The following is an 18730-nucleotide window of genomic DNA, read 5'->3' on the forward strand; positions in this document are numbered from 1 at the left end:
GAGTAAATCGTGATGCCCCGTTCGCTTTCGCAAACCGGTGAGTCAAAGCGCCGATTCAGCTGGCCAACCGGCACGCCGCAAATCGCAGCGCTGCTGGTGGTGCTGCTGGTTGATAGCCTGGTCGCGCCGCATTTCTTCCAGATTATCGTGCAGGATGGTCGCCTGTTTGGCAGCCCGATAGACATTCTAAACCGTGCAGCGCCCGTGGCGCTGCTGGCCATCGGGATGACGCTGGTCATCGCCACCGGCGGGATTGACCTTTCCGTCGGCGCGGTGATGGCTATCGCCGGGGCCACGGCCGCCTCCATGACCGTGTCCGGACACAGCCTGCCGGTGGTACTGCTGGCGGCCTTAGGCACCGGCGTGCTGGCCGGATTATGGAACGGCATTCTGGTGGCGGTGCTGAAAATTCAGCCCTTTGTCGCCACCCTTATCTTAATGGTGGCCGGGCGCGGCGTGGCGCAGCTGATTACCTCCGGGCAGATTGTCACCTTTAACTCGCTGAGCCTGGCGTGGATCGGGAGCGGCAACCTTCTGTTCTTCCCGACGCCGGTGATCGTTGCCCTGGTCACGCTCGTGGTTTTCTGGCTTTTCACCCGCAAAACGGCGCTGGGCATGTTCATTGAAGCCGTCGGGATCAACATCCGCGCCGCGCGCAACGCCGGGGTCAACACCCGGCTGATGGTGATGCTGACCTACGTGCTGAGCGGCGTCTGCGCCGCCATCGCCGGGGTCATCGTCGCGGCGGATATTCGCGGGGCCGATGCCAACAACGCGGGGCTCTGGCTGGAGCTGGACGCGATCCTCGCGGTGGTGATCGGCGGTGGATCGCTGATGGGCGGGCGCTTTAACCTGCTGCTCTCGGTGATTGGCGCGCTGATCATTCAGGGAATGAACACCGGGATCCTGCTTTCGGGGTTCCAGCCGGAACTCAACCAGGTGGTGAAAGCGGTGGTCGTGCTCTGCGTGCTGATCGTCCAGTCGCCGCGCTTTGTCAGCATCATTAAGGGGATCCGTGGCCATGATAAAACGTAATTTACCGTTGATGATCACGCTGGGCGTGTTTGTGCTGGGGTATCTCTACTGCCTCACCCAATTCCCCGGTTTTGCGTCGACGCGCGTGATTTGCAATATCCTGACCGATAACGCCTTTTTAGGCATTATCGCCGTCGGAATGACCTTTGTGATCCTCTCCGGTGGGATCGATCTCTCCGTTGGCTCGGTGATCGCGTTCACGGGCGTATTCCTCGCGAAGGCGATCGGCTTCTGGGGGATCTCTCCGCTGGTGGCGTTTCCGCTGGTGCTGGCGATGGGCTGCGCGTTTGGTGCCTTTATGGGGCTGCTGATCGACGCGTTAAAAATCCCGGCGTTTATCATTACTCTCGCCGGGATGTTCTTCCTCCGCGGGGTGAGCTATCTGGTCTCGGAAGAGTCGATTCCGATTAACCATCCGGTGTACGACACGCTCTCCAGCCTGGCGTGGAAAATTCCCGGCGGCGGCCGCCTGAGCGCGATGGGGCTGCTAATGCTGGGCGTGGTGGTGATTGGCATCTTCCTCGCCCACCGTACCCGGTTTGGCAATCAGGTTTACGCCATCGGCGGTAACGCCACGTCGGCAAACCTGATGGGGATCTCCACCCGCAGCACCACCATCCGCATCTATATGCTCTCGACCGGCCTGGCTACGCTGGCGGGTATCGTCTTCTCGGTGTATACCCAGGCGGGCTATGCCCTTGCAGGCGTGGGCGTTGAGCTGGATGCGATTGCTTCCGTGGTTATCGGCGGCACGCTGCTGAGCGGTGGGGTCGGTACGGTGCTGGGGACGCTGTTCGGCGTGGCGATCCAGGGGCTGATACAAACCTATATCAACTTTGACGGCACGCTCAGCTCCTGGTGGACGAAGATCGCCATCGGCATTCTGCTGTTTATCTTTATTGCCCTGCAGCGCGGTCTTACGGTGCTCTGGGAGAACCGCCAAAGCTCACCTGTTACCCGCGTAAACACATCGGTAACAGAGCGATAACACGCTGAATTTGCTTAAAGTCTAAACATTTTCTGGTAGCGGCCGATACTCTTTTTTTATGCCCAGAAATATCTCGCTACCGGAAATAATATCATGCTTAAAACGCTATCGATTCGTACCGGCTTGCTCTCTTTACTGGCCGTTATGACCCTTCTGCTGCTGATTGTCAGCGGCATTGGCATTTATGCCCTCACACAGAGTTCTTCTTCACTGCAGCGTATTAATCACCTTCAGGGTGAGCAGATGGTGCAGCTTAATTCAGGCTATACGCTGATCCTGCGCGCGCGCAATGAGGCGGGTCAGGCCGTCCGCATGATGGAAATCGGCATGCTGGACGATGCGGCCAAAGCGGTAAAAAACATCAATCAGGAAGTTGCCCTGGCCCAGAAAACGCTGAAAGGCGTGATCGACGGCGGCGTGGCTGACGAGCAGGGGCAACAGCTGCTCAATAAAGTGGCGGCCAGCCTGGCGACGTATAGCCAGCAGGGGATCAACCCGATGCTGAAAACCCTGAATGACCAGAGCGCGGACGGGTATTACGATCTGCTGGAGAAGACGCTGATTCCGGTGGCGAAGCAGTTTGATAACGATATGCAGGCGTTTCAGAAATGGAGCGAAGCGCGTGGTCAGGCGGAAGTGAGTGCCGTGCAGGCGAGTAAAACCCGCGTACTGATCCTGATTATCGTCGCCGCGCTGCTGACGGCGGGCATTATCGTGCTCGCCTGGCTGGTGCTGCGCCATATGCTTCTCAAGCCGCTCTCGGCCTCCATTGCTCAGCTGGAGAACGTGGCGGCGGGGGATTTAACCCATACGCTGAATGCCCCCGCGAGCCAGGAGTTTAACCGCCTCAACGCGGTGATAGAGGAGATGCGCCAGTCGCTGATGAACTCGGTTATGCGGGTACGCGATGCCAGCGCGCAAATTGACACCGGCAGCCGCGAGCTGACGCTGGGAAACCGCGATCTTGCCGAGCGCACGGAATCCACCGCCACGTCGCTTGAGCAGACGGCGGCCAGCATGGAACAGATCACCGCCACGGTGAAGCTCAACGCCGATAACGCCGAGCAGGCGCACCAGCTGGCGAAGTCGGTGTCCGACACGGCCGATCACGGCAGCGAGATGGTCTGCTACGTAATTGAAAAAATGCGCGATATCTCGGGCAGCTCGGCGCGCATCGCCGACATCCTGAGCGTGATCGACGGTATTGCCTTCCAGACCAATATCCTGGCGCTTAACGCCTCCGTGGAAGCGGCGCGCGCGGGCGAGCAGGGGCGCGGGTTTGCCGTCGTCGCGGGCGAAGTGCGAAACCTCGCCAGCCGCAGCGCCGACGCGGCGAAAGAGATCCGATCGCTTATCAGTGATTCGCAGACCCACGTTAACGAGGGCAGCGAGCTGGCACAGCAGGCTGGCGAAACGATGGACGAAATCGCAACAGAAGTGCTGCGCATGACCAAACTGATGCGTGAGATTGCGACCGCGTCTCAGGAGCAGAGCCGCGGCATTGAGCAGGTGAATATTGCGGTGAATCAGATGGACGAAACCGCGCAGCAGAATGCGGCGCTGGTGCAGCAATCCTCCGCCGCGACCCGCTCTCTTGAAGAGCAGTCGCGTCAGCTGATGGAAGCCATGTCATCATTCAAAGTGACGACTCAGACCGCTGCATAATATTACCCAGCCCCGGTACGTTCTGTGCCGGGGTTTTATTTTTTCCGGAATTAACTGCCGCAATATTATCGTGAATTTCACCCATTAATATTTCCAGCGAACTGGTTAAAGCTAACGCTTTTTCCGTCGGTTCAAGATATAAACCTTTGCGGAAAAATAAAGGTTCATCAAAGAGTTGATTAAAACGCTTTAGGGCCAGACTCACCGCCGGACGTGACATCTCCAGACGCAAAGAGGCTTTAGCCATGCTGCCGCAGCGGACGATTTCAATAAATACAGGGATAAGATTTAAATCAATGCCGGTATTAGCACGGGAATAATTGTTCATTGCGATTCTGCTCCACGAAATATCTGTCAAACTGTTATGGAAATAATGCAGGAGCAGTGGTGAATATTAAAGCATGTTTTTTATAAACACTTATACGGTAAAATATATAAATGAACAGGGGAGCCAGAACGGCTCCCCTGTAGAGAGGCATTACGCGTCCGGATACTCACGGATAAAACGTTCAACGTCTTCAACCATGTGGTTGTTGCCGACGAAGAATGAACGGCGCTGGTGAAGGCTTTCCGGCACGATATCCAGAATACGCTCTTTACCGTCGCTCGCCTTGCCGCCCGCCTGTTCGGCGAGGAACGCCATCGGGTTGCACTCGTAAAGCAGGCGCAGCTTCCCGTCCGGGTGGCTGGCGGTGCTTGGGTAGAGGTAGATACCGCCTTTCAGCAGGTTACGGTGGAAATCCGCGACCAGAGAGCCAATATAGCGTGACGTGTACGGGCGCTGGGTCGCTTTATCTTCTTCCTGGCAGAATTTAATGTACTTCTTCACGCCGTTCGGGAAGCGGATGTAGTTGCCTTCGTTGATGGAGTAGGTGTTGCCCTTCTCCGGGAAGCGCATGCGTTCCTGGCTCAGGCAGAAAACGCCCAGTGAAGGATCGTACGTAAAGGCGTGAACTCCGCAGCCGGTGGTGTACACCAGCATGGTGGAGGAGCCATAAACGACGTAACCGGCAGCAACCTGGTTAATGCCCGGCTGCAGGAAATCTTCTTCGGTCACCGGCGTGCCAACAGGCGTGACGCGGCGGTAGATGGAGAAAATGGTACCGACAGAAACGTTAACGTCGATGTTTGAGGAGCCGTCGAGCGGATCCATCAGAACAACGTATTTAGCGTGTTCACACCCTTCGAAAACAACAATTTCATCTTCTTCTTCAGAGGCGATACCCGCAACGATGTCGCGCGCGCGCAGTGCAGCTTTCAATTTTTCATTTGCGAACAGATCGAGCTTCTGTTGAACCTCGCCCTGAACGTTCTCGGCACCGCTGGCACCCAGGATATCGACCAGACCGGCCTTGTTGATATCGCGGTGGATGATCTTAGCGCCCAGCTTTATTGCCGACAGCAAAGCAGTGAGTTCACCGGTAGCATGAGAGAACTCGTGCTGCTTTTCGACAATAAATTCACCTAACGTTTTCATAACACTTTCCCTGCATCTTTGTGAGTAGAGCGATTGTATGTTCACTAAAACGACTAAAGCCCAACAATCTTAACAAACATTCAAATATTAGCGCAGAGGTGAATCGCGCCAGCAACATACGGATTTACCTGAAATGCGTTTCACAGCCGCTAACATGTGAGTAAAATGTGCGCCACATTGAAGAAGGATAGTGACGTATGCGCATTCATATATTGGGGATTTGTGGCACTTTCATGGGCGGACTGGCAATGCTGGCGCGCTCGCTGGGCCATGAAGTGACAGGTTCGGACGCCAATGTGTATCCGCCAATGAGCACACTTCTGGAGAAACAGGGCATCTCGTTAATTCAGGGCTACGATGCCAGCCAGCTGGATCCCGAGCCAGACCTGGTGATCATCGGCAACGCCATGACCCGCGGCAATCCGTGCGTCGAGGCGGTTCTGGAACGCAATATTCCGTTCATGTCCGGCCCGCAGTGGCTGCATGACTTCGTCCTGCGCGACCGTTGGGTGGTTGCCGTTGCCGGTACCCATGGCAAAACCACGACCGCGGGCATGGCGACCTGGATCCTCGAAGCCTGCGGTTACAAGCCGGGCTTCGTGATTGGCGGCGTACCGGGTAATTTCGACGTTTCTGCGCGTCTGGGTGACAGCCCGTTCTTCGTGATCGAAGCCGACGAATACGACTGCGCGTTCTTCGACAAGCGCTCCAAGTTCGTGCATTACTGCCCGCGCACGCTGATCCTCAACAACCTTGAGTTCGACCACGCGGATATTTTTGACGACCTGAAAGCGATCCAGAAACAGTTCCACCACCTGGTGCGCATTGTTCCGGGCCAGGGGCGCATCATCCTGCCGGAGAACGACATCAACCTGAAGCAGACGATGGCGATGGGCTGCTGGAGCGAGCAGGAGCTGGTGGGCGAGCAGGGCCACTGGCAGGCGAAGAAACTCAACGCCGATGCCTCCGAGTGGGAAGTGCTGCTCGACGGTGAAAAAGTGGGTGAGGTGAAGTGGGGCCTGGTGGGCGAGCACAACATGCACAACGGCCTGATGGCTATTGCTGCGGCGCGTCACGTTGGCGTTCTGCCTGCGGATGCGGCCAATGCGCTGGGCTCGTTTATCAACGCCCGTCGTCGTCTGGAACTGCGCGGTGAAGCCCACGGCGTTACCGTGTATGACGATTTCGCGCACCATCCAACGGCTATTCTGGCAACGCTTGCCGCCCTGCGCGGCAAGGTCGGCGGGACAGCCCGCATTCTGGCGGTGCTGGAACCGCGCTCGAACACCATGAAGATGGGCATCTGCAAAGATGATCTCGCGCCGTCGTTAGGACGTGCCGATGAGGTCTTCCTGCTGCAGCCGCAGCATATTCCGTGGCAGGTGGCCGAAGTGGCCGATGCCTGCATTCAGCCTGCGCACTGGAGCGCGGATGTGGATGCGCTCGCGGATATGGTGGTGAAAGCCGCACAGCCTGGCGACCACATTCTGGTGATGAGCAACGGCGGTTTTGGTGGGATCCATCAGAAGCTGCTGGACGGTCTGGCGAAGAAAGCGGAAGCGGCAGCCGCAGAGTAAAAAAAAGCCCGGTGGCGCTTGCGCTTACCGGGCCTACTTTCTTTTCTCCCTCGCCCCTACGGGGTGAGGGGAACAGATTACTCTTCGTTCTCAGACAGCTCGCGCAGATACTGGAAAATCAGGCGCGCAGACTTCGGCGGCTTATTCCCTTCTTTCTCTTTCTGCGCGTTGCGGATCAAGGAACGCAGCTGCTGGCGGTCGGCATCCGGCCACAGGTTCAGCACTTCCGGTACGGCGTCATCACCCTGTTCAATCAGGCGATCGCGGATCTGCTCAAGCTTGTGGAAAAACGCAACCTGCTGGTTGTGGCGGTTTTTCAGCTTGTCCAGCGCCTGGCGGATCGGATCGACGTCGCGCTGACGCAGCATTTTCCCGATAAGCTGAAGCTGGCGACGACGGCCTTCTTTCTTGATTTTCTGTGCCAGTTCAATGGCATCACGCAGATCCTGGTCGAGCGGGATCTTGTCCAGCGCGTTTTTACCCAGTTCTACCATTTCTGCGCCAAGCTGTTTTAACTCTTCGGCGTCACGTTTAATTTCACTTTTACTGACCCAGATGATCTCATCATCTTCGTCTTCGATGTCATCACCGGGAACGTCGTCGAGCCAGTCTTCGGGCTGCTTAGTCATGTCAGGCTCCTTAAAAAAAGAGGCTAATGTTACCAGTTAAGACGCGCACTGAAAAACGGTTCTCTGTTAGACTTCAGATAACTCTCTCTTACAGTATGGCATTTGCGATGAAAGTAACCTCACAAGTTGAAGCGCAGCGTAAGATTCTTGAAGAAGCCGTCTCCACCGCGCTGATGCTTGCTTCAGAAAAATCAGATGGCGCCGAAGTGGCGGTCAGCAAAACCACCGGCATCAGCGTGAGCACCCGCTATGGTGAAGTGGAGAACGTAGAATTCAACAGCGATGGCGCGCTTGGGATCACGGTGTATCACCAGAATCGCAAAGGCAGCGCGTCATCTACCGATCTCAGCCCGGATGCCATTGCCCGTACGGTGCAGGCGGCGCTGGATATCGCCCGTTATACCTCTCCGGATCCTTACGCAGGCGTGGCGGATAAAGACCTGCTGGCGTTTGACGCGCCGGATCTCGATCTTTTCCACCCGGCGGAAGTGACCCCGGACGAAGCGATCGAACTCGCCGCGCGCGCCGAGCAGGCTTCCCTGCAGGCCGATAAGCGCATCACCAATACCGAAGGCGGCAGCTTCAACAGCCATTACGGCATCAAAGTCTTCGGCAACAGCCACGGCATGCTGCAGGGCTACTGCTCTACCCGTCATTCGCTCTCCAGCTGCGTGATCGCCGAAGAGAACGGTGACATGGAGCGCGACTACGCCTACACCATTGGCCGTGCGCTGGGGGATTTGCAGTCTCCTGAGTGGGTGGGTAAAGAGTGTGCAGAACGCACGCTGTCACGCCTGTCGCCGCGTAAACTCTCCACCATGAAGGCCCCGGTCATTTTTGCTAACGAAGTGGCGACCGGTCTGTTTGGCCATCTGGTGGGCGCTATCGCAGGCGGCTCGGTTTACCGTAAATCGACCTTCCTGCTCGACTCGCTGGGCAAGCAGATCCTGCCGGAATGGCTCACCATTGAAGAACATCCGCATCTGCTGAAGGGGCTGGCCTCCACGCCGTTCGACAGCGAAGGCGTGCGCACTGAACGTCGCGATATCATCAAAGACGGCATTCTGACCCAGTGGCTGCTGACCAACTACTCCGCGCGCAAGCTGGGGCTGAAAAGCACCGGACACGCTGGCGGCATCCACAACTGGCGCATTGCCGGACAGGGCCTGAACTTTGAGCAGATGCTGAAAGAGATGGGCACCGGGCTGGTGGTGACCGAGCTAATGGGCCAGGGCGTAAGCGGCATCACCGGCGACTACTCGCGCGGCGCGGCGGGCTTCTGGGTGGAAAACGGCGAAATCCAGTATCCGGTGAGCGAAATTACTATCGCCGGCAACCTGAAGGACATGTGGCGCAATATCGTTACGGTCGGTAACGATATTGAAACACGTAGCAATATACAGTGTGGTTCTGTACTTCTGCCGGAAATGAAAATCGCCGGTCAGTAATACCCGTAAAGGCGTTTTAATAATAAAAAAGGAAGTGAGCAATGCGTAAACATCTGTTAGCGATCGTCGCGGCTTCAACGCTGGTTCTTGGCTCTTCTGCGTTTGCTGCCGATCTTGAAGACGACATGGGCATCCTCGGTCAAAACCTGAAGGTGGTGCAGAAAACCGACAATGCGGCTGAAATGAAAGACGCGCTGACCAAAATGCGTGAAGCGGCGCTGGACGCACAAAAAGCGACGCCTCCGAAGCTGGAAAGCAAAGCGGCAGACAGCGCAGAAATGAAAGACTACCGCCACGGCTTTGACGTGCTGGTCGGCCAGATCGACGGCGCGCTGAAGCTGGCTAACGAAGGCAAAGTGAAGGAAGCCCAGGCGGCGGCCGAGCAGTTTGTGACGACCCGTAATACCTACCACAAGAAGTACCGTTAACCGATCGCGCATCTGACAAACAACCAGCGGGGGCCAGCGGCCCCCGTTTTTTTTACGCGGTAATAAGTAAACCCTATCGCCATCACATTTTTGCGTCACCGCGCCTGAACGTTTCGTTTCCCCGGCGCGCGTTTTGCCGCTGGAATACGTGATATTCATCACGCAAATACCGTCATTAATTCAGATTCACCGCATTTATGTGGCACAGATCACTGCTGCGGCTCGCCTTTCCACTTCGAAGTGGAAAACAACTCGCTACAAACAATTCCCCCCCAACGTTAGTTTTATTCCAGAGCCATTAACGGGGTAAGACCAGTGATTAACGGAGCGGTAATGAACGACGTTGGGGAACAGGCGGAGCAAACAGAACAGCTCGCGAACACCATGCTGCAGCAGGTTTATGCCCTGCTGGCCCGAAACAACATCATCCCCAATGCGGTACAGGAGCAGATGCTCACCTCCCACGTGCGCGCAATGGCGCACCGGTCCGTGACCGGCGAGCCGCTGCCGGAGGTTGAAGCAGAGCTGTTTGACGAAATTTCACCGGATTCAATGCGGCTCGCCCGTGAAGTGGTCGCGCAGTTTGGCAATCTTCCTGATGAAGAAGCCTGGCTGCTCTCCGTTCACTTTGAAGTCGCGAAAGACAACCTTTAAGGAGCAACACATGGAACAGATTACAGTCGTGATTGGCGATCGCCTGGGTAAAGGTCAGAAAGTGGCTGCCGGTGTGGAAAAAGCAGGTGGACGCGCGGTGGTCGTACCGGGCATGGCGGCGGACATGAAGCTCGGCGACGTGATGAAAGCGGAAAACGCCACCTTCGGCATCTCCTTCTGCGGCAGCGGCGGCGCGGGTGCCATCACTGCCCAAACCAAATATGGCTACAAGGCCAAATACGGCATGCGTTCCGTGGAAGAGGGCGTGACCGCCATCAACGAAGGCTGCAACGTGCTGGGCTTCGGCTTTATGGATAAAGAAGAGCTGGGCGAGCGTCTGGTACAGGCGTGGCAGAAGAAATACGGCGCATAAGCATGAAAGAACAGTTCACAACCACGGTGAGAGTGAAGGGCAAAGGCGACGCCAAAGCGCGCGCCTTTGCCGACGCGCTCAACCACGTTCAGGCCGCGGTGATGAAAGCCTCACCGCATATCTTACTGCGTATTGAGCCACAGGATGTGCAGGTCGTTCAGGCGCAAGAAGCGGTGCGAAAAGAAGCGTTTCTGTTCTTCTTTCTGCGCCGGGAAAGACGCACCTACAGCGTGGAGCTGGATGTGACCGTCAACGTGACCGCTATCAATCTTGACCAGGTGGATTTCGTCACGCAACGCTGATTATTCATAAAAGGGCAGACTGATGTTCTTAATTATATTAATAAAATCGCTCATCATTGGCGGCCTGGTTGGCGTCGGTGTTGGCGCCGGGGCTGCACGCATGTTTCATGCGCCTACCACTCAGGGTATGGGCGCGTTTCGTACGTTGGGGGAACTGAACTCCTGTGAAGGGGATCCGGCGTCCCACTTCTCCTTTGGGTTAGGTTTCTTCTTTAACGCCTGGGCCTCTTCCGTGGCCGCAGGTGCCTTCACACAGGACGTTGACCACCGCATCATCCCGAACTGGGGTGCTGCTGCACTGATGATCAAAAACCGTAACGTCGGCGAAACGCTGCACGACCCGCGCAAAATGGCAATTGCCTGCGGCGTGATTGGCATGCTCGTCGTCACCTTCCTGAACCTGACCGCCTCCTCCGTGCCGGCAGCGCTTCAGGTCACCGCCGTGAAGGTGCTGGTACCGGCGGCAAACCTGCTGGTCAACACCGTCATGCCGGTGATCTTCTGGCTGGCGGCCATCGACGCGGGTAAAAAATCGGGCTTCTGGGCCACCATCTTTGGCGGCGCGGCGCAGCTGATCATGGGCAACGCCGTACCGGGCCTGGTGCTGGGGATCCTGATCGGGAAAGGCGTGGAAGAGAGCGGCTGGAACCACGTCACCAAAGTGATGATGGCGGCGATCGTCCTGCTCTTCGTGCTGAGCGGCTTCTTCCGCGGCTTCGACATGAAGATGATCGAATCCTTCCATCTGACCGTGCCGAACTGGCTCGACATGATCCACAACTCGCTCAGCGGTAAATAACAGGAGCCTCTAAATGGAACAGAATAAAGGTTTTTGGTATGCCGACTGGTCGTTCCCGATCTTCGTTGGCCTGCTCTCCTCCGGCGTTTTCGCCGGGACGCACATGTACTACCTCTACGGCATCGGCGCGTTTAACGAAGTGGCCTTCGTGGCGATGCTGAAAGCGGGGATCGATACCGGGGTTTACGGCGCGGTGGCGGCGTTCGGCGCGAGCTTCCTGTTCGCCCGCATTATCGAGGGCTCGCTGGTGGGTATTCTCGACATCGGTGGCGCCATCCAGACCGGCGTGGGCCTCGGCGTTCCGGCGCTGCTGCTGGGCGCGGGCATCATGTTCCCGGTGACCAACTTCATTGCCGCGCTGATTACCGGCCTGGTGATTGGTCTGGCGATTGGCTACGTCATCATCCTGGCGCGTAAGTTCACCATCAACCAGAGCAACTCCACCTACGGTGCAGACGTGATGATGGGCGCGGGTAACGCCTCCGGCCGCTTCCTCGGGCCGTTGATTATCCTCAGCGCCATGACCGCCTCCATTCCTATCGGCGTCGGCTCCCTGCTGGGTGCGCTGGTGTTCTACATCTGGCAGAAGCCGATCACCGGTGGCGCGATCCTCGGCGCAATGCTGTTGGGCTGGCTGTTCCCGGTCGCCCTTTAATACCCGCGGGCGCTCAGGCGCCCGCCTTATCAGGAGATCCTCATGTTTGATTTACTCCTGCGCCGTGCGCGCTTTGCCGACGATACCCTGACCGATATCGCCATTCAGGACGGGAAGATCGCGGCGCTGGGGGACATTGACGCCCCCGCGCATAAAACGGTTGAGCTGAACGGCGACGTGTTCGTCAGTGCAGGCTGGATTGACTCCCACGTTCACTGCTACCCGAATTCTCCAATTTACCACGACGAGCCGGACAGCGTGGGCATTGCCACCGGCGTCACCTCCGTGGTGGACGCGGGCAGTACCGGCGCCGACGACGTGGACGATTTCTATGACATCACCCGCAGGGCCTCCACCGAGGTGTTTGCCCTGCTGAACATCTCCCGCGTGGGGCTGATTGCCCAGAACGAGCTGGCCAACATGGCGAATATCGACGCCGACGCGGTGAAGCAGGCGGTGAAGCGCCACCCTGATTTTATCGTCGGCCTGAAGGCGCGCATGAGCAGCAGCGTGGTCGGTGAAAACGGCATCACGCCGCTGGAGCGCGCGAAAGCCATTCAGAAAGAGAACGGCGACCTGCCGCTGATGGTGCACATCGGCAACAACCCGCCGAACCTCGACGAAATTGCCGAGCTGCTGAGCTCCGGCGACATCATCACCCACTGCTACAACGGCAAACCCAACCGCATTCTGACGCCCTCCGGCGAGCTGCGCGCCTCCATCACCTCCGCCCTGAAGCGCGGCGTGCGTCTGGACGTCGGCCACGGCACGGCGAGCTTCAGCTTTGAGGTGGCGAAACGCGCCATCGCGAGGGGCATTCTGCCGCACACCATCAGCTCGGATATCTACTGCCGCAACCGCATCAACGGCCCGGTGGGCTCGCTGGCAAGCGTGATGTCGAAGTTTCTCGCCATCGGCATGTCCTTGCCGCAGGTGATTGACTGCGTGACCGCCAACGCCGCCGACGGCCTGCGCCTGGCGCGCAAGGGCCGCATCCAGCCGGGTCTCGACGCCGACCTGACGCTGTTCACGATTAAACGCCAGCCGACGGTGCTGACGGATGCCGAAAACGACAGCCTGCAGGCTGAACACATTCTGGTGCCGCTTGCCGCGATCCGCGCGGGCAAGGGCTATATGACCGAACAAGGGAGCACGGAACATGCCTTCGATTTATGAGAAGTACCATTTAAAGCAGGTTATCAACACCTCTGGCCGCATGACGGCGCTGGGCGTCTCCACGCCGCGCCCGGAAGTGGTGCAGGTGGCGATGGACGGCATGAATCACTATTTCGAGATGAAGGATCTGGTCAACAAAACCGGGGAATACATCGCGAAGCTGCTGAATGTGGAAGGCGCGACGGTAGTTTCCTGCGCGTCTGCGGGCATTGCCCAGTCCGTGGCGGCGGTGCTGGTCAAAGACAGCGACTGGCTGCTGGAAAACCTGCACGTGACCCCGATTGAGAACAACGAAATCGTCCTGCCGAAAGGCCACAACGTAAATTTTGGCGCGCCGGTGGGCACCATGGTGGCACTGGGCGGCGGCAAGCTGGTGGAGGCGGGCTACGCCAACGAATGCTCCGCCGATCAGCTGGCGGCGGCGATCACCCCGCGCACGGCGGCGATCCTCTACATCAAATCGCACCACTGCGTGCAGAAAAGCATGCTCAGCGTCGAGCAGGCGGCGGTGGTGGCGCGCAAGCACGATCTCCCGCTGATCGTCGATGCGGCGGCGGAAGAAGATCTGCACGCGTACTACCGATCCGGTGCCGATCTGGTGATCTACAGCGGCGCGAAGGCGATTGAAGGCCCAACCAGCGGGCTGGTGATCGGCAAAACCCAGTACGTTGAGTGGGTGAAGCGCCAGACCGCGGGCATTGGCCGCGCGATGAAGGTGGGCAAAGAGGGCATTCTTGGCCTGACCTGCGCCATCGAACACTACCTGACCGCGACCAAAGAGAGCGGGGCCGAGATGGTGGCGAAGATGACGCCGTTTATCGAGGCGCTCAATACCCTGAACGGCGTGACCGCGCGCGTGGTCTGGGACAGCGCCGGTCGCGATATCGCGCGCACCGAGATTAAGTTTGACGAAGCCGCAACGGGCGTCGGCACGGGCGATCTGGTGGCGAAGCTCAAGCAGGGGGAGTACGCCATTTACTTCCGTGGCTACAAGGCCAACGAAGGGATTATCGAGGCGGACGTGCGCAGCGTGAATGCTGACCAGCTGAACATCGTGTATCGCCGCATTAGCGAAGTATTAGGACAGGAGAAAAAAGCATGAAACTGACCCCCAACTTTTACCGTGACCGCGTCTGCCTGAACGTGCTGGCAGGATCGAAAGCCAACGCCAGCGCCATTTACGAGGCGGCGGAAGGTCACGTGCTGGTGGGCGTGCTCTCCAAAAATTACCCGGACGTGGCGAGCGCTGTTGCCGATATGCGTGAATATGCCGCGCTGATCGATAACGCACTCTCCGTCGGCCTCGGCGCGGGGGATCCGAACCAGTCGGCGATGGTAAGCGAGATCTCCCGTCAGGTGCAGCCGCAGCACGTCAACCAGGTCTTCACCGGCGTGGCCACCAGCCGCGCGCTGCTGGGGCAGAATGAGTCGGTGGTCAACGGCCTGGTCTCTCCGACCGGCACCGTGGGCATGGTGAAAATCTCCACCGGACCGCTGAGCAGCAACGCACCGGACGGCATCGTACCGGTTGAAACCGCGATTGCCCTGCTGAAGGATTTCGGCGGCAGCTCCATCAAATACTTCCCGATGGGCGGCCTCAAGTGCCGTGATGAGTACAACGCGGTGGCGGAAGCCTGCGCCCGTCACGACTTCTGGCTGGAGCCGACCGGAGGTATCGATCTGGAAAACTATGAGGAGATCCTGCAGATCGCCCTCGACGCGGGCGTGAGCAAAATCATCCCGCATATCTACAGCTCGATTATCGACAAAGCCAGCGGCGACACGCGCCCGGAAGACGTGCGTACGCTGCTTGCGATGACGAAGAAGCTGGTGAAGTAGTATCTGCCCTCACCCTAACCCTCTCCCAAAGGGAGAGGGAACTTTTACCCCCTCTCCCTTTGGGAGAGGGCCGGGGTGAGGGAAAACAAACCGCACAAATATAAAGGAGCCACCATGCACACCCGTACCCTGCTTGTTGCTTCACTCTCAATGCTCGCCACCGCCGCTATCGCCCAGCCGCAGTACGCCTGGGTGGGCACCTACAACCCCAACGGCGAAGGGCTGTACCGCTTTACCGTTGACCCGCAAAGCGGCGCGCTGGCGAATAAAACGCTGGTGAGCAGGCTGCCGAACGCCGCGCAGCTGGCCGTCTCGCACGACGGCAAAACGCTCTATCTGGCAAGTGAAGTGGAGCAGGGCGTGGTGCAGGCGCTGCGGGTGGGGGATAACGGCGCGCTGAGCGAGCTTAATCAGGTGGCCTCCGGCGGCGCGGGGCCGGTTTACCTGTCGCTGACGCCGAACGGTCGACATCTGCTGGTGGCTAACTATGTCAGCGGATCGATCGCCGTTTTGCCAGTCAACGCAGACGGCAGCCTGGGTGAGGCTACGGATAAACGTCAGGATCAGGGCGAACCGGGCGCGGCGAAGCCGGAAGCGGCTGTCGAAGGAAGCTTTGCCATCAGCGATCATAACGGCCCCCACGCGCACATGATCGCCGCCGATCCGAGCGGGAAATACGTGTTTTCCACCGATCTTGGGCTGGATCGCCTCTACCAGTACCGTTTTGACGATCGAACAGGGAAGCTGACGCCGAACGATCCGCCGTTTATCAGCGCCTCCTCAAAAGGCGCCGGGCCGCGCCACTTTGTCTTTACGCCAAAAGGCGATGCCCTGTGGCTGATTAACGAAGAGGCGTCTACGCTCACCCATTATACCGTGAACGCCAACGGCACCCTGAAAGAGGGCAAAACGCTCTCAGCCCTGCCGGAAGGTTACAAAGGCACCGGCTTTGCTGCCGGGCTCGCATTAAGCGCCGACGGTAAACAGCTGTATGTGGCTAACCGTTTGCATAACAGCATCGGGCACTTTACCGTAACAGCGGAGGGCACGCTGACGCATCAGGACGACGTGTGGACGCGCGGCGACTACCCGCGCACCCTGACGCTCGATAAGCAGGGACACTGGCTGTACGTCATGAACCAGCGCAGCGACAACATCACCCGTTTCCGCGTGGCGCAGGACGGGAAATTAAGCTTCGAGCCGGACTATACCCCGGTCGGCAGCCCATCTCAGATGGTCATTTCACCTTAAGCTGTAAGAGGACAAACCCGTGCGATTTCCGAACCAACGTTTAGCGCAACTGTTCGATTTGTTGCAAAACGAGACGCTGCCGCAGGACGAGCTGGCGCAGCGGCTGTCGGTCTCCACGCGAACCGTCCGTGCCGATATCACCGCCCTGAACGCGCTGCTGGCAGGCCACGGCGCGCAGTTTATATTGAGCCGGGGCAACGGCTATCAGCTCAAAATTGATGATGCCCAGCGCTACCAGCAGCTGCAGGCATCCCACCCGCGCGCGCTGCGTATTCCCCGGACCGGGCCGGAGCGCGTGCACTATCTGGTGGTGCGTTTTCTGACCTCGGCATTTTCTCTTAAGCTCGAGGATCTGGCGGACGAGTGGTTCGTCAGCCGCGCCACGCTGCAGAGCGACATGGCCGAAGTCCGAGAGTGGTTCCACCGCTATAACCTGACGCTGGAAACGCGCCCGCGCCACGGGATGAAGCTGTTTGGCAGCGAGATGTCGACCCGCGCCTGTCTGACCGATCTGCTCTGGGAGCTGGCGCAGCAGGACAGCCTGAATCCGCTGGTGACCGACGTGGCGCTGAATGCAGGCGTGGCGGAGCAGATGGTGCCCGTGCTGCACGAGGCGCTGACGCGTCATCACATCCGTCTGACCGACGAAGGCGAGCTGTTCCTGCGCCTGTACTGTGCAGTGTCGGTGCGGCGCATCAGCGAGGGCTATCCGCTGCCGGAATTCCATGCCGAAGACGTGGAAGAGAACGTGCGCGAGGCGGCGAAAGATATCGCCGTCACTATCCAGCAGCTGGCGGGCAAAGCGCTTTCACCTTCGGAGGAGAGCTGGCTGTGCGTGCACATTGCGGCGCGGCAGATTCAGGAGATTGCCCCGAGCGCCATTAACGCGGATGACGACGAAGCGCTGGTCAACTACATCCTGCGCTACATCAACACCCACTATAATTACAACCTGCTCAGCGACGCGCAGCTGCACGCGGACCTGCTCACGCACATCAAAACCATGATCACCCGCGTGCGGTATCAAATCATGATCCCCAATCCGCTGCTGGATAACATCAAGCAGCACTACCCGATGGCGTGGGATATGACCCTCGCGGCGGTGTCGAGCTGGGGAAAATACACGCCGTATGTGATCAGCGAAAACGAGATCGGCTTCCTGGTGCTGCATATCGGCGTCGGGCTGGAGCGCCATTACAACATCGGCTACCAGCGCCAGCCGCGGGTGCTGCTGGTATGCGACGCCGGGAATGCCATGGTCCGCATGATCGAGGCGGTGCTCCAGCGCAAGTACCCGCAGATTGAGGTGGCCCGCACGCTCACCCTGCGCGAGTACGAGCTGGCGGATTCGATCGGCGAGGACTTTGTCATTTCCACCGCCCGCGTGAGCGAAAAATCCAAACCGGTGGTGATGATCGCCCCGTTCCCAACCGATTACCAGTTAGAACAGATCGGCAAGCTGGTGCTGGTGGACCGCACCCGCCCGTGGATGCTGGATAAATACTTCGACGCGGCCCATTTCCGCATTATCGACAAGCCCGTTGACCAGCAAACGCTGTTCCGTGAACTGTGCGCGCAGCTTGAAGGCGAGGGGTTTGTCGGCGCGGAGTTCCTGGATTCTGTCGTCGAGCGTGAAGCCATCGTCAGCACCATGCTCGGTGACGGCATCGCGCTCCCGCACTCCCTCGGCCTTTTAGCGCAGAAAACCGTGGTCTATACGGTGCTCGCCCCGCACGGCGTACAGTGGGGCGACGAAACCGCGCACGTCATCTTCCTGCTCGCCATCAGCAAAAGCGAATACGAAGAGGCGATGGCGATTTACGATATTTTCGTCACTTTCCTGCGTGAACGGGCAATGTCGCGGCTGTGTGGCTGCGGAGATTTTGCCGAGTTTAAGGCGGTGGCAATGGAGAGTTTGAGCCGGTTTTGAGGTAAGGGCGGACGGATAACATCCGCCTTTGTTCATCGCAAATGGTGCACAACTTGGTTGCTGCTGCCGCGCCAGATCAGGGCTGGGTCTTTTAAATCCTGCACGAACTTGCCGTCGACCAGGACGTTAATCAGATCCACTACTTCTCTTTGCTGCGCATTGAGTTCATCCAGCTTATATCCCGTCCAGACCCAAATATCTTTGCCTGCACATTCGCGGCGAATGCGCTTCACCAGCTTCAGGATCTCCGGCACGTTTTGCGGGTGCAGCGGATCGCCGCCGGAGAGCGAAATCCCCTGGCGTTTGATGCGCGAGTCGTTCAGGTCGTTGACGATCCGGTCTTCCATTTCGGCGGTGAACGGCATGCCGGAATTTAAGCGCCAGGTGCTTTTGTTATAGCAGCCGGGGCATTCGTGGACGCAGCCTGAAACGAACAGGGTGCAGCGGGTGCCGGGGCCGTTGACGATGTCGACGGGGTAGTATTGATGATAATTCATAGCGTTA

General features: G+C 58.4%; 20 protein-coding genes. 16 read left to right on the forward strand and 4 right to left on the reverse strand.

Features of this window, described 5'->3' with window-relative positions:
* Positions 1 to 9: 9 nt before the first annotated feature.
* The 3 genes from ytfT to NWV12_RS02215 all read left to right on the forward strand — a co-directional run bounded on the left by ytfT (position 10) and on the right by NWV12_RS02215 (position 3688).
* Positions 10 to 1035 carry a galactofuranose ABC transporter, ATP-binding protein YtfT gene (gene ytfT / locus NWV12_RS02205; protein ID WP_161798504.1) on the forward strand — a complete coding sequence of 342 codons (1026 nt, stop codon included), beginning with the start codon at positions 10 to 12 and terminating at the stop codon, positions 1033 to 1035.
* Entirely contained in the window at positions 1022 to 2023 is a 1002-nt protein-coding gene (gene yjfF / locus NWV12_RS02210) for a galactofuranose ABC transporter, permease protein YjfF (RefSeq protein ID WP_023293434.1), read from the forward strand. The genes ytfT and yjfF overlap by 14 nt, the downstream gene beginning before the upstream one ends.
* A 93-nt stretch (positions 2024 to 2116) precedes the next feature.
* Positions 2117 to 3688, forward strand: coding sequence for a methyl-accepting chemotaxis protein (locus tag NWV12_RS02215; protein WP_048980706.1), 1572 nt, complete (start codon positions 2117 to 2119; stop codon positions 3686 to 3688).
* Here the strand turns inward: NWV12_RS02215 and NWV12_RS02220 are convergent.
* Both NWV12_RS02220 and fbp read right to left on the reverse strand, forming a co-directional pair.
* Positions 3660 to 4016, reverse strand: a complete 357-nt coding sequence (locus tag NWV12_RS02220) for a LysR family transcriptional regulator (RefSeq protein ID WP_033144492.1) — start codon at positions 4014 to 4016, stop codon at positions 3660 to 3662. The two genes, NWV12_RS02215 and NWV12_RS02220, sit on opposite strands and share 29 nt — an antisense overlap.
* A gap of 150 nt (positions 4017 to 4166) precedes the next feature.
* Positions 4167 to 5165, reverse strand: a complete 999-nt coding sequence (fbp, locus tag NWV12_RS02225; RefSeq protein WP_023310178.1) for a class 1 fructose-bisphosphatase — start codon at positions 5163 to 5165, stop codon at positions 4167 to 4169.
* A 197-nt stretch (positions 5166 to 5362) separates the two neighbouring features.
* Between fbp and mpl the strand changes: the two genes are divergently transcribed.
* Positions 5363 to 6742, forward strand: a complete 1380-nt coding sequence (gene mpl, locus NWV12_RS02230; protein ID WP_029739256.1) for a UDP-N-acetylmuramate:L-alanyl-gamma-D-glutamyl-meso-diaminopimelate ligase — start codon at positions 5363 to 5365, stop codon at positions 6740 to 6742.
* A 77-nt stretch (positions 6743 to 6819) separates the two neighbouring features.
* Here the strand turns inward: mpl and yjgA are convergent, their stop codons facing one another.
* Positions 6820 to 7371, reverse strand: a complete 552-nt coding sequence (gene yjgA / locus NWV12_RS02235) for a ribosome biogenesis factor YjgA (RefSeq protein ID WP_029739257.1) — start codon at positions 7369 to 7371, stop codon at positions 6820 to 6822.
* A 95-nt stretch (positions 7372 to 7466) separates the two neighbouring features.
* Between yjgA and pmbA the strand changes: the two genes are divergently transcribed.
* From pmbA to NWV12_RS02295, 12 genes are all read left to right on the forward strand, one after another.
* Positions 7467 to 8819 carry a metalloprotease PmbA gene (pmbA, locus tag NWV12_RS02240; RefSeq protein WP_023310180.1) on the forward strand — a complete coding sequence of 451 codons (1353 nt, stop codon included), beginning with the start codon at positions 7467 to 7469 and terminating at the stop codon, positions 8817 to 8819.
* A 41-nt stretch (positions 8820 to 8860) separates the two neighbouring features.
* The gene (gene cybC, locus NWV12_RS02245; RefSeq protein WP_008501412.1) at positions 8861 to 9247 is read left to right on the forward strand and encodes a cytochrome b562; all 387 of its coding nucleotides are present in this window, start codon (positions 8861 to 8863) and stop codon (positions 9245 to 9247) included.
* 315 nt (positions 9248 to 9562) lie between these two features.
* Positions 9563 to 9901 carry a glycine dehydrogenase gene (locus NWV12_RS02250; RefSeq protein WP_025911967.1) on the forward strand — a complete coding sequence of 113 codons (339 nt, stop codon included), beginning with the start codon at positions 9563 to 9565 and terminating at the stop codon, positions 9899 to 9901.
* A gap of 10 nt (positions 9902 to 9911) precedes the next feature.
* On the forward strand, positions 9912 to 10274 hold the full coding sequence (locus NWV12_RS02255) for an SFCGS family glycine-rich protein (RefSeq protein WP_023293430.1): 363 nt from the start codon (positions 9912 to 9914) through the stop codon (positions 10272 to 10274).
* Between the two features lie 2 nt (positions 10275 to 10276).
* On the forward strand, positions 10277 to 10576 hold the full coding sequence (locus tag NWV12_RS02260; protein WP_006810338.1) for a DUF4312 family protein: 300 nt from the start codon (positions 10277 to 10279) through the stop codon (positions 10574 to 10576).
* 22 nt (positions 10577 to 10598) lie between these two features.
* Complete coding sequence (locus NWV12_RS02265; protein WP_023310182.1) at positions 10599 to 11375, forward strand: DUF4311 domain-containing protein; 777 nt, start codon at positions 10599 to 10601, stop codon at positions 11373 to 11375.
* Positions 11376 to 11388: 13 nt separating this feature from the next.
* Positions 11389 to 12030 carry a DUF4310 family protein gene (locus tag NWV12_RS02270; RefSeq protein WP_023310183.1) on the forward strand — a complete coding sequence of 214 codons (642 nt, stop codon included), beginning with the start codon at positions 11389 to 11391 and terminating at the stop codon, positions 12028 to 12030.
* 42 nt (positions 12031 to 12072) lie between these two features.
* A complete protein-coding gene (locus tag NWV12_RS02275) occupies positions 12073 to 13206 on the forward strand; it encodes an amidohydrolase/deacetylase family metallohydrolase (protein ID WP_048980704.1) in 1134 nt (377 codons plus the stop codon).
* Complete coding sequence (locus NWV12_RS02280; protein WP_048980703.1) at positions 13190 to 14308, forward strand: DgaE family pyridoxal phosphate-dependent ammonia lyase; 1119 nt, start codon at positions 13190 to 13192, stop codon at positions 14306 to 14308. The genes NWV12_RS02275 and NWV12_RS02280 overlap by 17 nt, the downstream gene beginning before the upstream one ends.
* Positions 14305 to 15045, forward strand: coding sequence for a KDGP aldolase family protein (locus tag NWV12_RS02285; RefSeq protein WP_033144496.1), 741 nt, complete (start codon positions 14305 to 14307; stop codon positions 15043 to 15045). Before NWV12_RS02280 ends, NWV12_RS02285 begins: the two co-directional genes overlap by 4 nt.
* A 114-nt stretch (positions 15046 to 15159) precedes the next feature.
* Positions 15160 to 16296, forward strand: a complete 1137-nt coding sequence (locus tag NWV12_RS02290; RefSeq protein WP_048980702.1) for a lactonase family protein — start codon at positions 15160 to 15162, stop codon at positions 16294 to 16296.
* 19 nt (positions 16297 to 16315) lie between these two features.
* Positions 16316 to 18226: a transcription antiterminator gene (locus tag NWV12_RS02295; protein ID WP_048980700.1), complete on the forward strand. Its 1911-nt coding sequence runs from the start codon at positions 16316 to 16318 to the stop codon at positions 18224 to 18226.
* Positions 18227 to 18258: 32 nt separating this feature from the next.
* On the opposite strand, the gene nrdG is transcribed toward NWV12_RS02295, so the two are convergent.
* Entirely contained in the window at positions 18259 to 18723 is a 465-nt protein-coding gene (nrdG, locus tag NWV12_RS02300) for an anaerobic ribonucleoside-triphosphate reductase-activating protein (protein WP_048980697.1), read from the reverse strand.
* Positions 18724 to 18730 lie beyond the last annotated feature (7 nt).

Origin of the sequence: Enterobacter sp. Crenshaw, from assembly GCF_024734705.1 — a bacterium.
GTDB classification, from domain to species: domain Bacteria; phylum Pseudomonadota; class Gammaproteobacteria; order Enterobacterales; family Enterobacteriaceae; genus Enterobacter; species Enterobacter asburiae_B.

Coding starts and splice junctions, on each gene's coding strand:
- NWV12_RS02285 (WP_033144496.1), top strand. CDS start 14,305: ATGAAACTGACCCCCAACTTTTACCGTGACCGCGTCTGCCTGAACGTG.
- NWV12_RS02265 (WP_023310182.1), top strand. CDS start 10,599: ATGTTCTTAATTATATTAATAAAATCGCTCATCATTGGCGGCCTGGTT.
- NWV12_RS02270 (WP_023310183.1), top strand. CDS start 11,389: ATGGAACAGAATAAAGGTTTTTGGTATGCCGACTGGTCGTTCCCGATC.
- fbp (WP_023310178.1), bottom strand. CDS start 5,165: ATGAAAACGTTAGGTGAATTTATTGTCGAAAAGCAGCACGAGTTCTCT.
- NWV12_RS02290 (WP_048980702.1), top strand. CDS start 15,160: ATGCACACCCGTACCCTGCTTGTTGCTTCACTCTCAATGCTCGCCACC.
- mpl (WP_029739256.1), top strand. CDS start 5,363: ATGCGCATTCATATATTGGGGATTTGTGGCACTTTCATGGGCGGACTG.
- cybC (WP_008501412.1), top strand. CDS start 8,861: ATGCGTAAACATCTGTTAGCGATCGTCGCGGCTTCAACGCTGGTTCTT.
- nrdG (WP_048980697.1), bottom strand. CDS start 18,723: ATGAATTATCATCAATACTACCCCGTCGACATCGTCAACGGCCCCGGC.
- NWV12_RS02215 (WP_048980706.1), top strand. CDS start 2,117: ATGCTTAAAACGCTATCGATTCGTACCGGCTTGCTCTCTTTACTGGCC.
- NWV12_RS02255 (WP_023293430.1), top strand. CDS start 9,912: ATGGAACAGATTACAGTCGTGATTGGCGATCGCCTGGGTAAAGGTCAG.
- NWV12_RS02275 (WP_048980704.1), top strand. CDS start 12,073: ATGTTTGATTTACTCCTGCGCCGTGCGCGCTTTGCCGACGATACCCTG.
- NWV12_RS02220 (WP_033144492.1), bottom strand. CDS start 4,016: ATGAACAATTATTCCCGTGCTAATACCGGCATTGATTTAAATCTTATC.
- NWV12_RS02280 (WP_048980703.1), top strand. CDS start 13,190: ATGCCTTCGATTTATGAGAAGTACCATTTAAAGCAGGTTATCAACACC.
- NWV12_RS02260 (WP_006810338.1), top strand. CDS start 10,277: ATGAAAGAACAGTTCACAACCACGGTGAGAGTGAAGGGCAAAGGCGAC.
- yjfF (WP_023293434.1), top strand. CDS start 1,022: ATGATAAAACGTAATTTACCGTTGATGATCACGCTGGGCGTGTTTGTG.
- yjgA (WP_029739257.1), bottom strand. CDS start 7,371: ATGACTAAGCAGCCCGAAGACTGGCTCGACGACGTTCCCGGTGATGAC.
- pmbA (WP_023310180.1), top strand. CDS start 7,467: ATGGCATTTGCGATGAAAGTAACCTCACAAGTTGAAGCGCAGCGTAAG.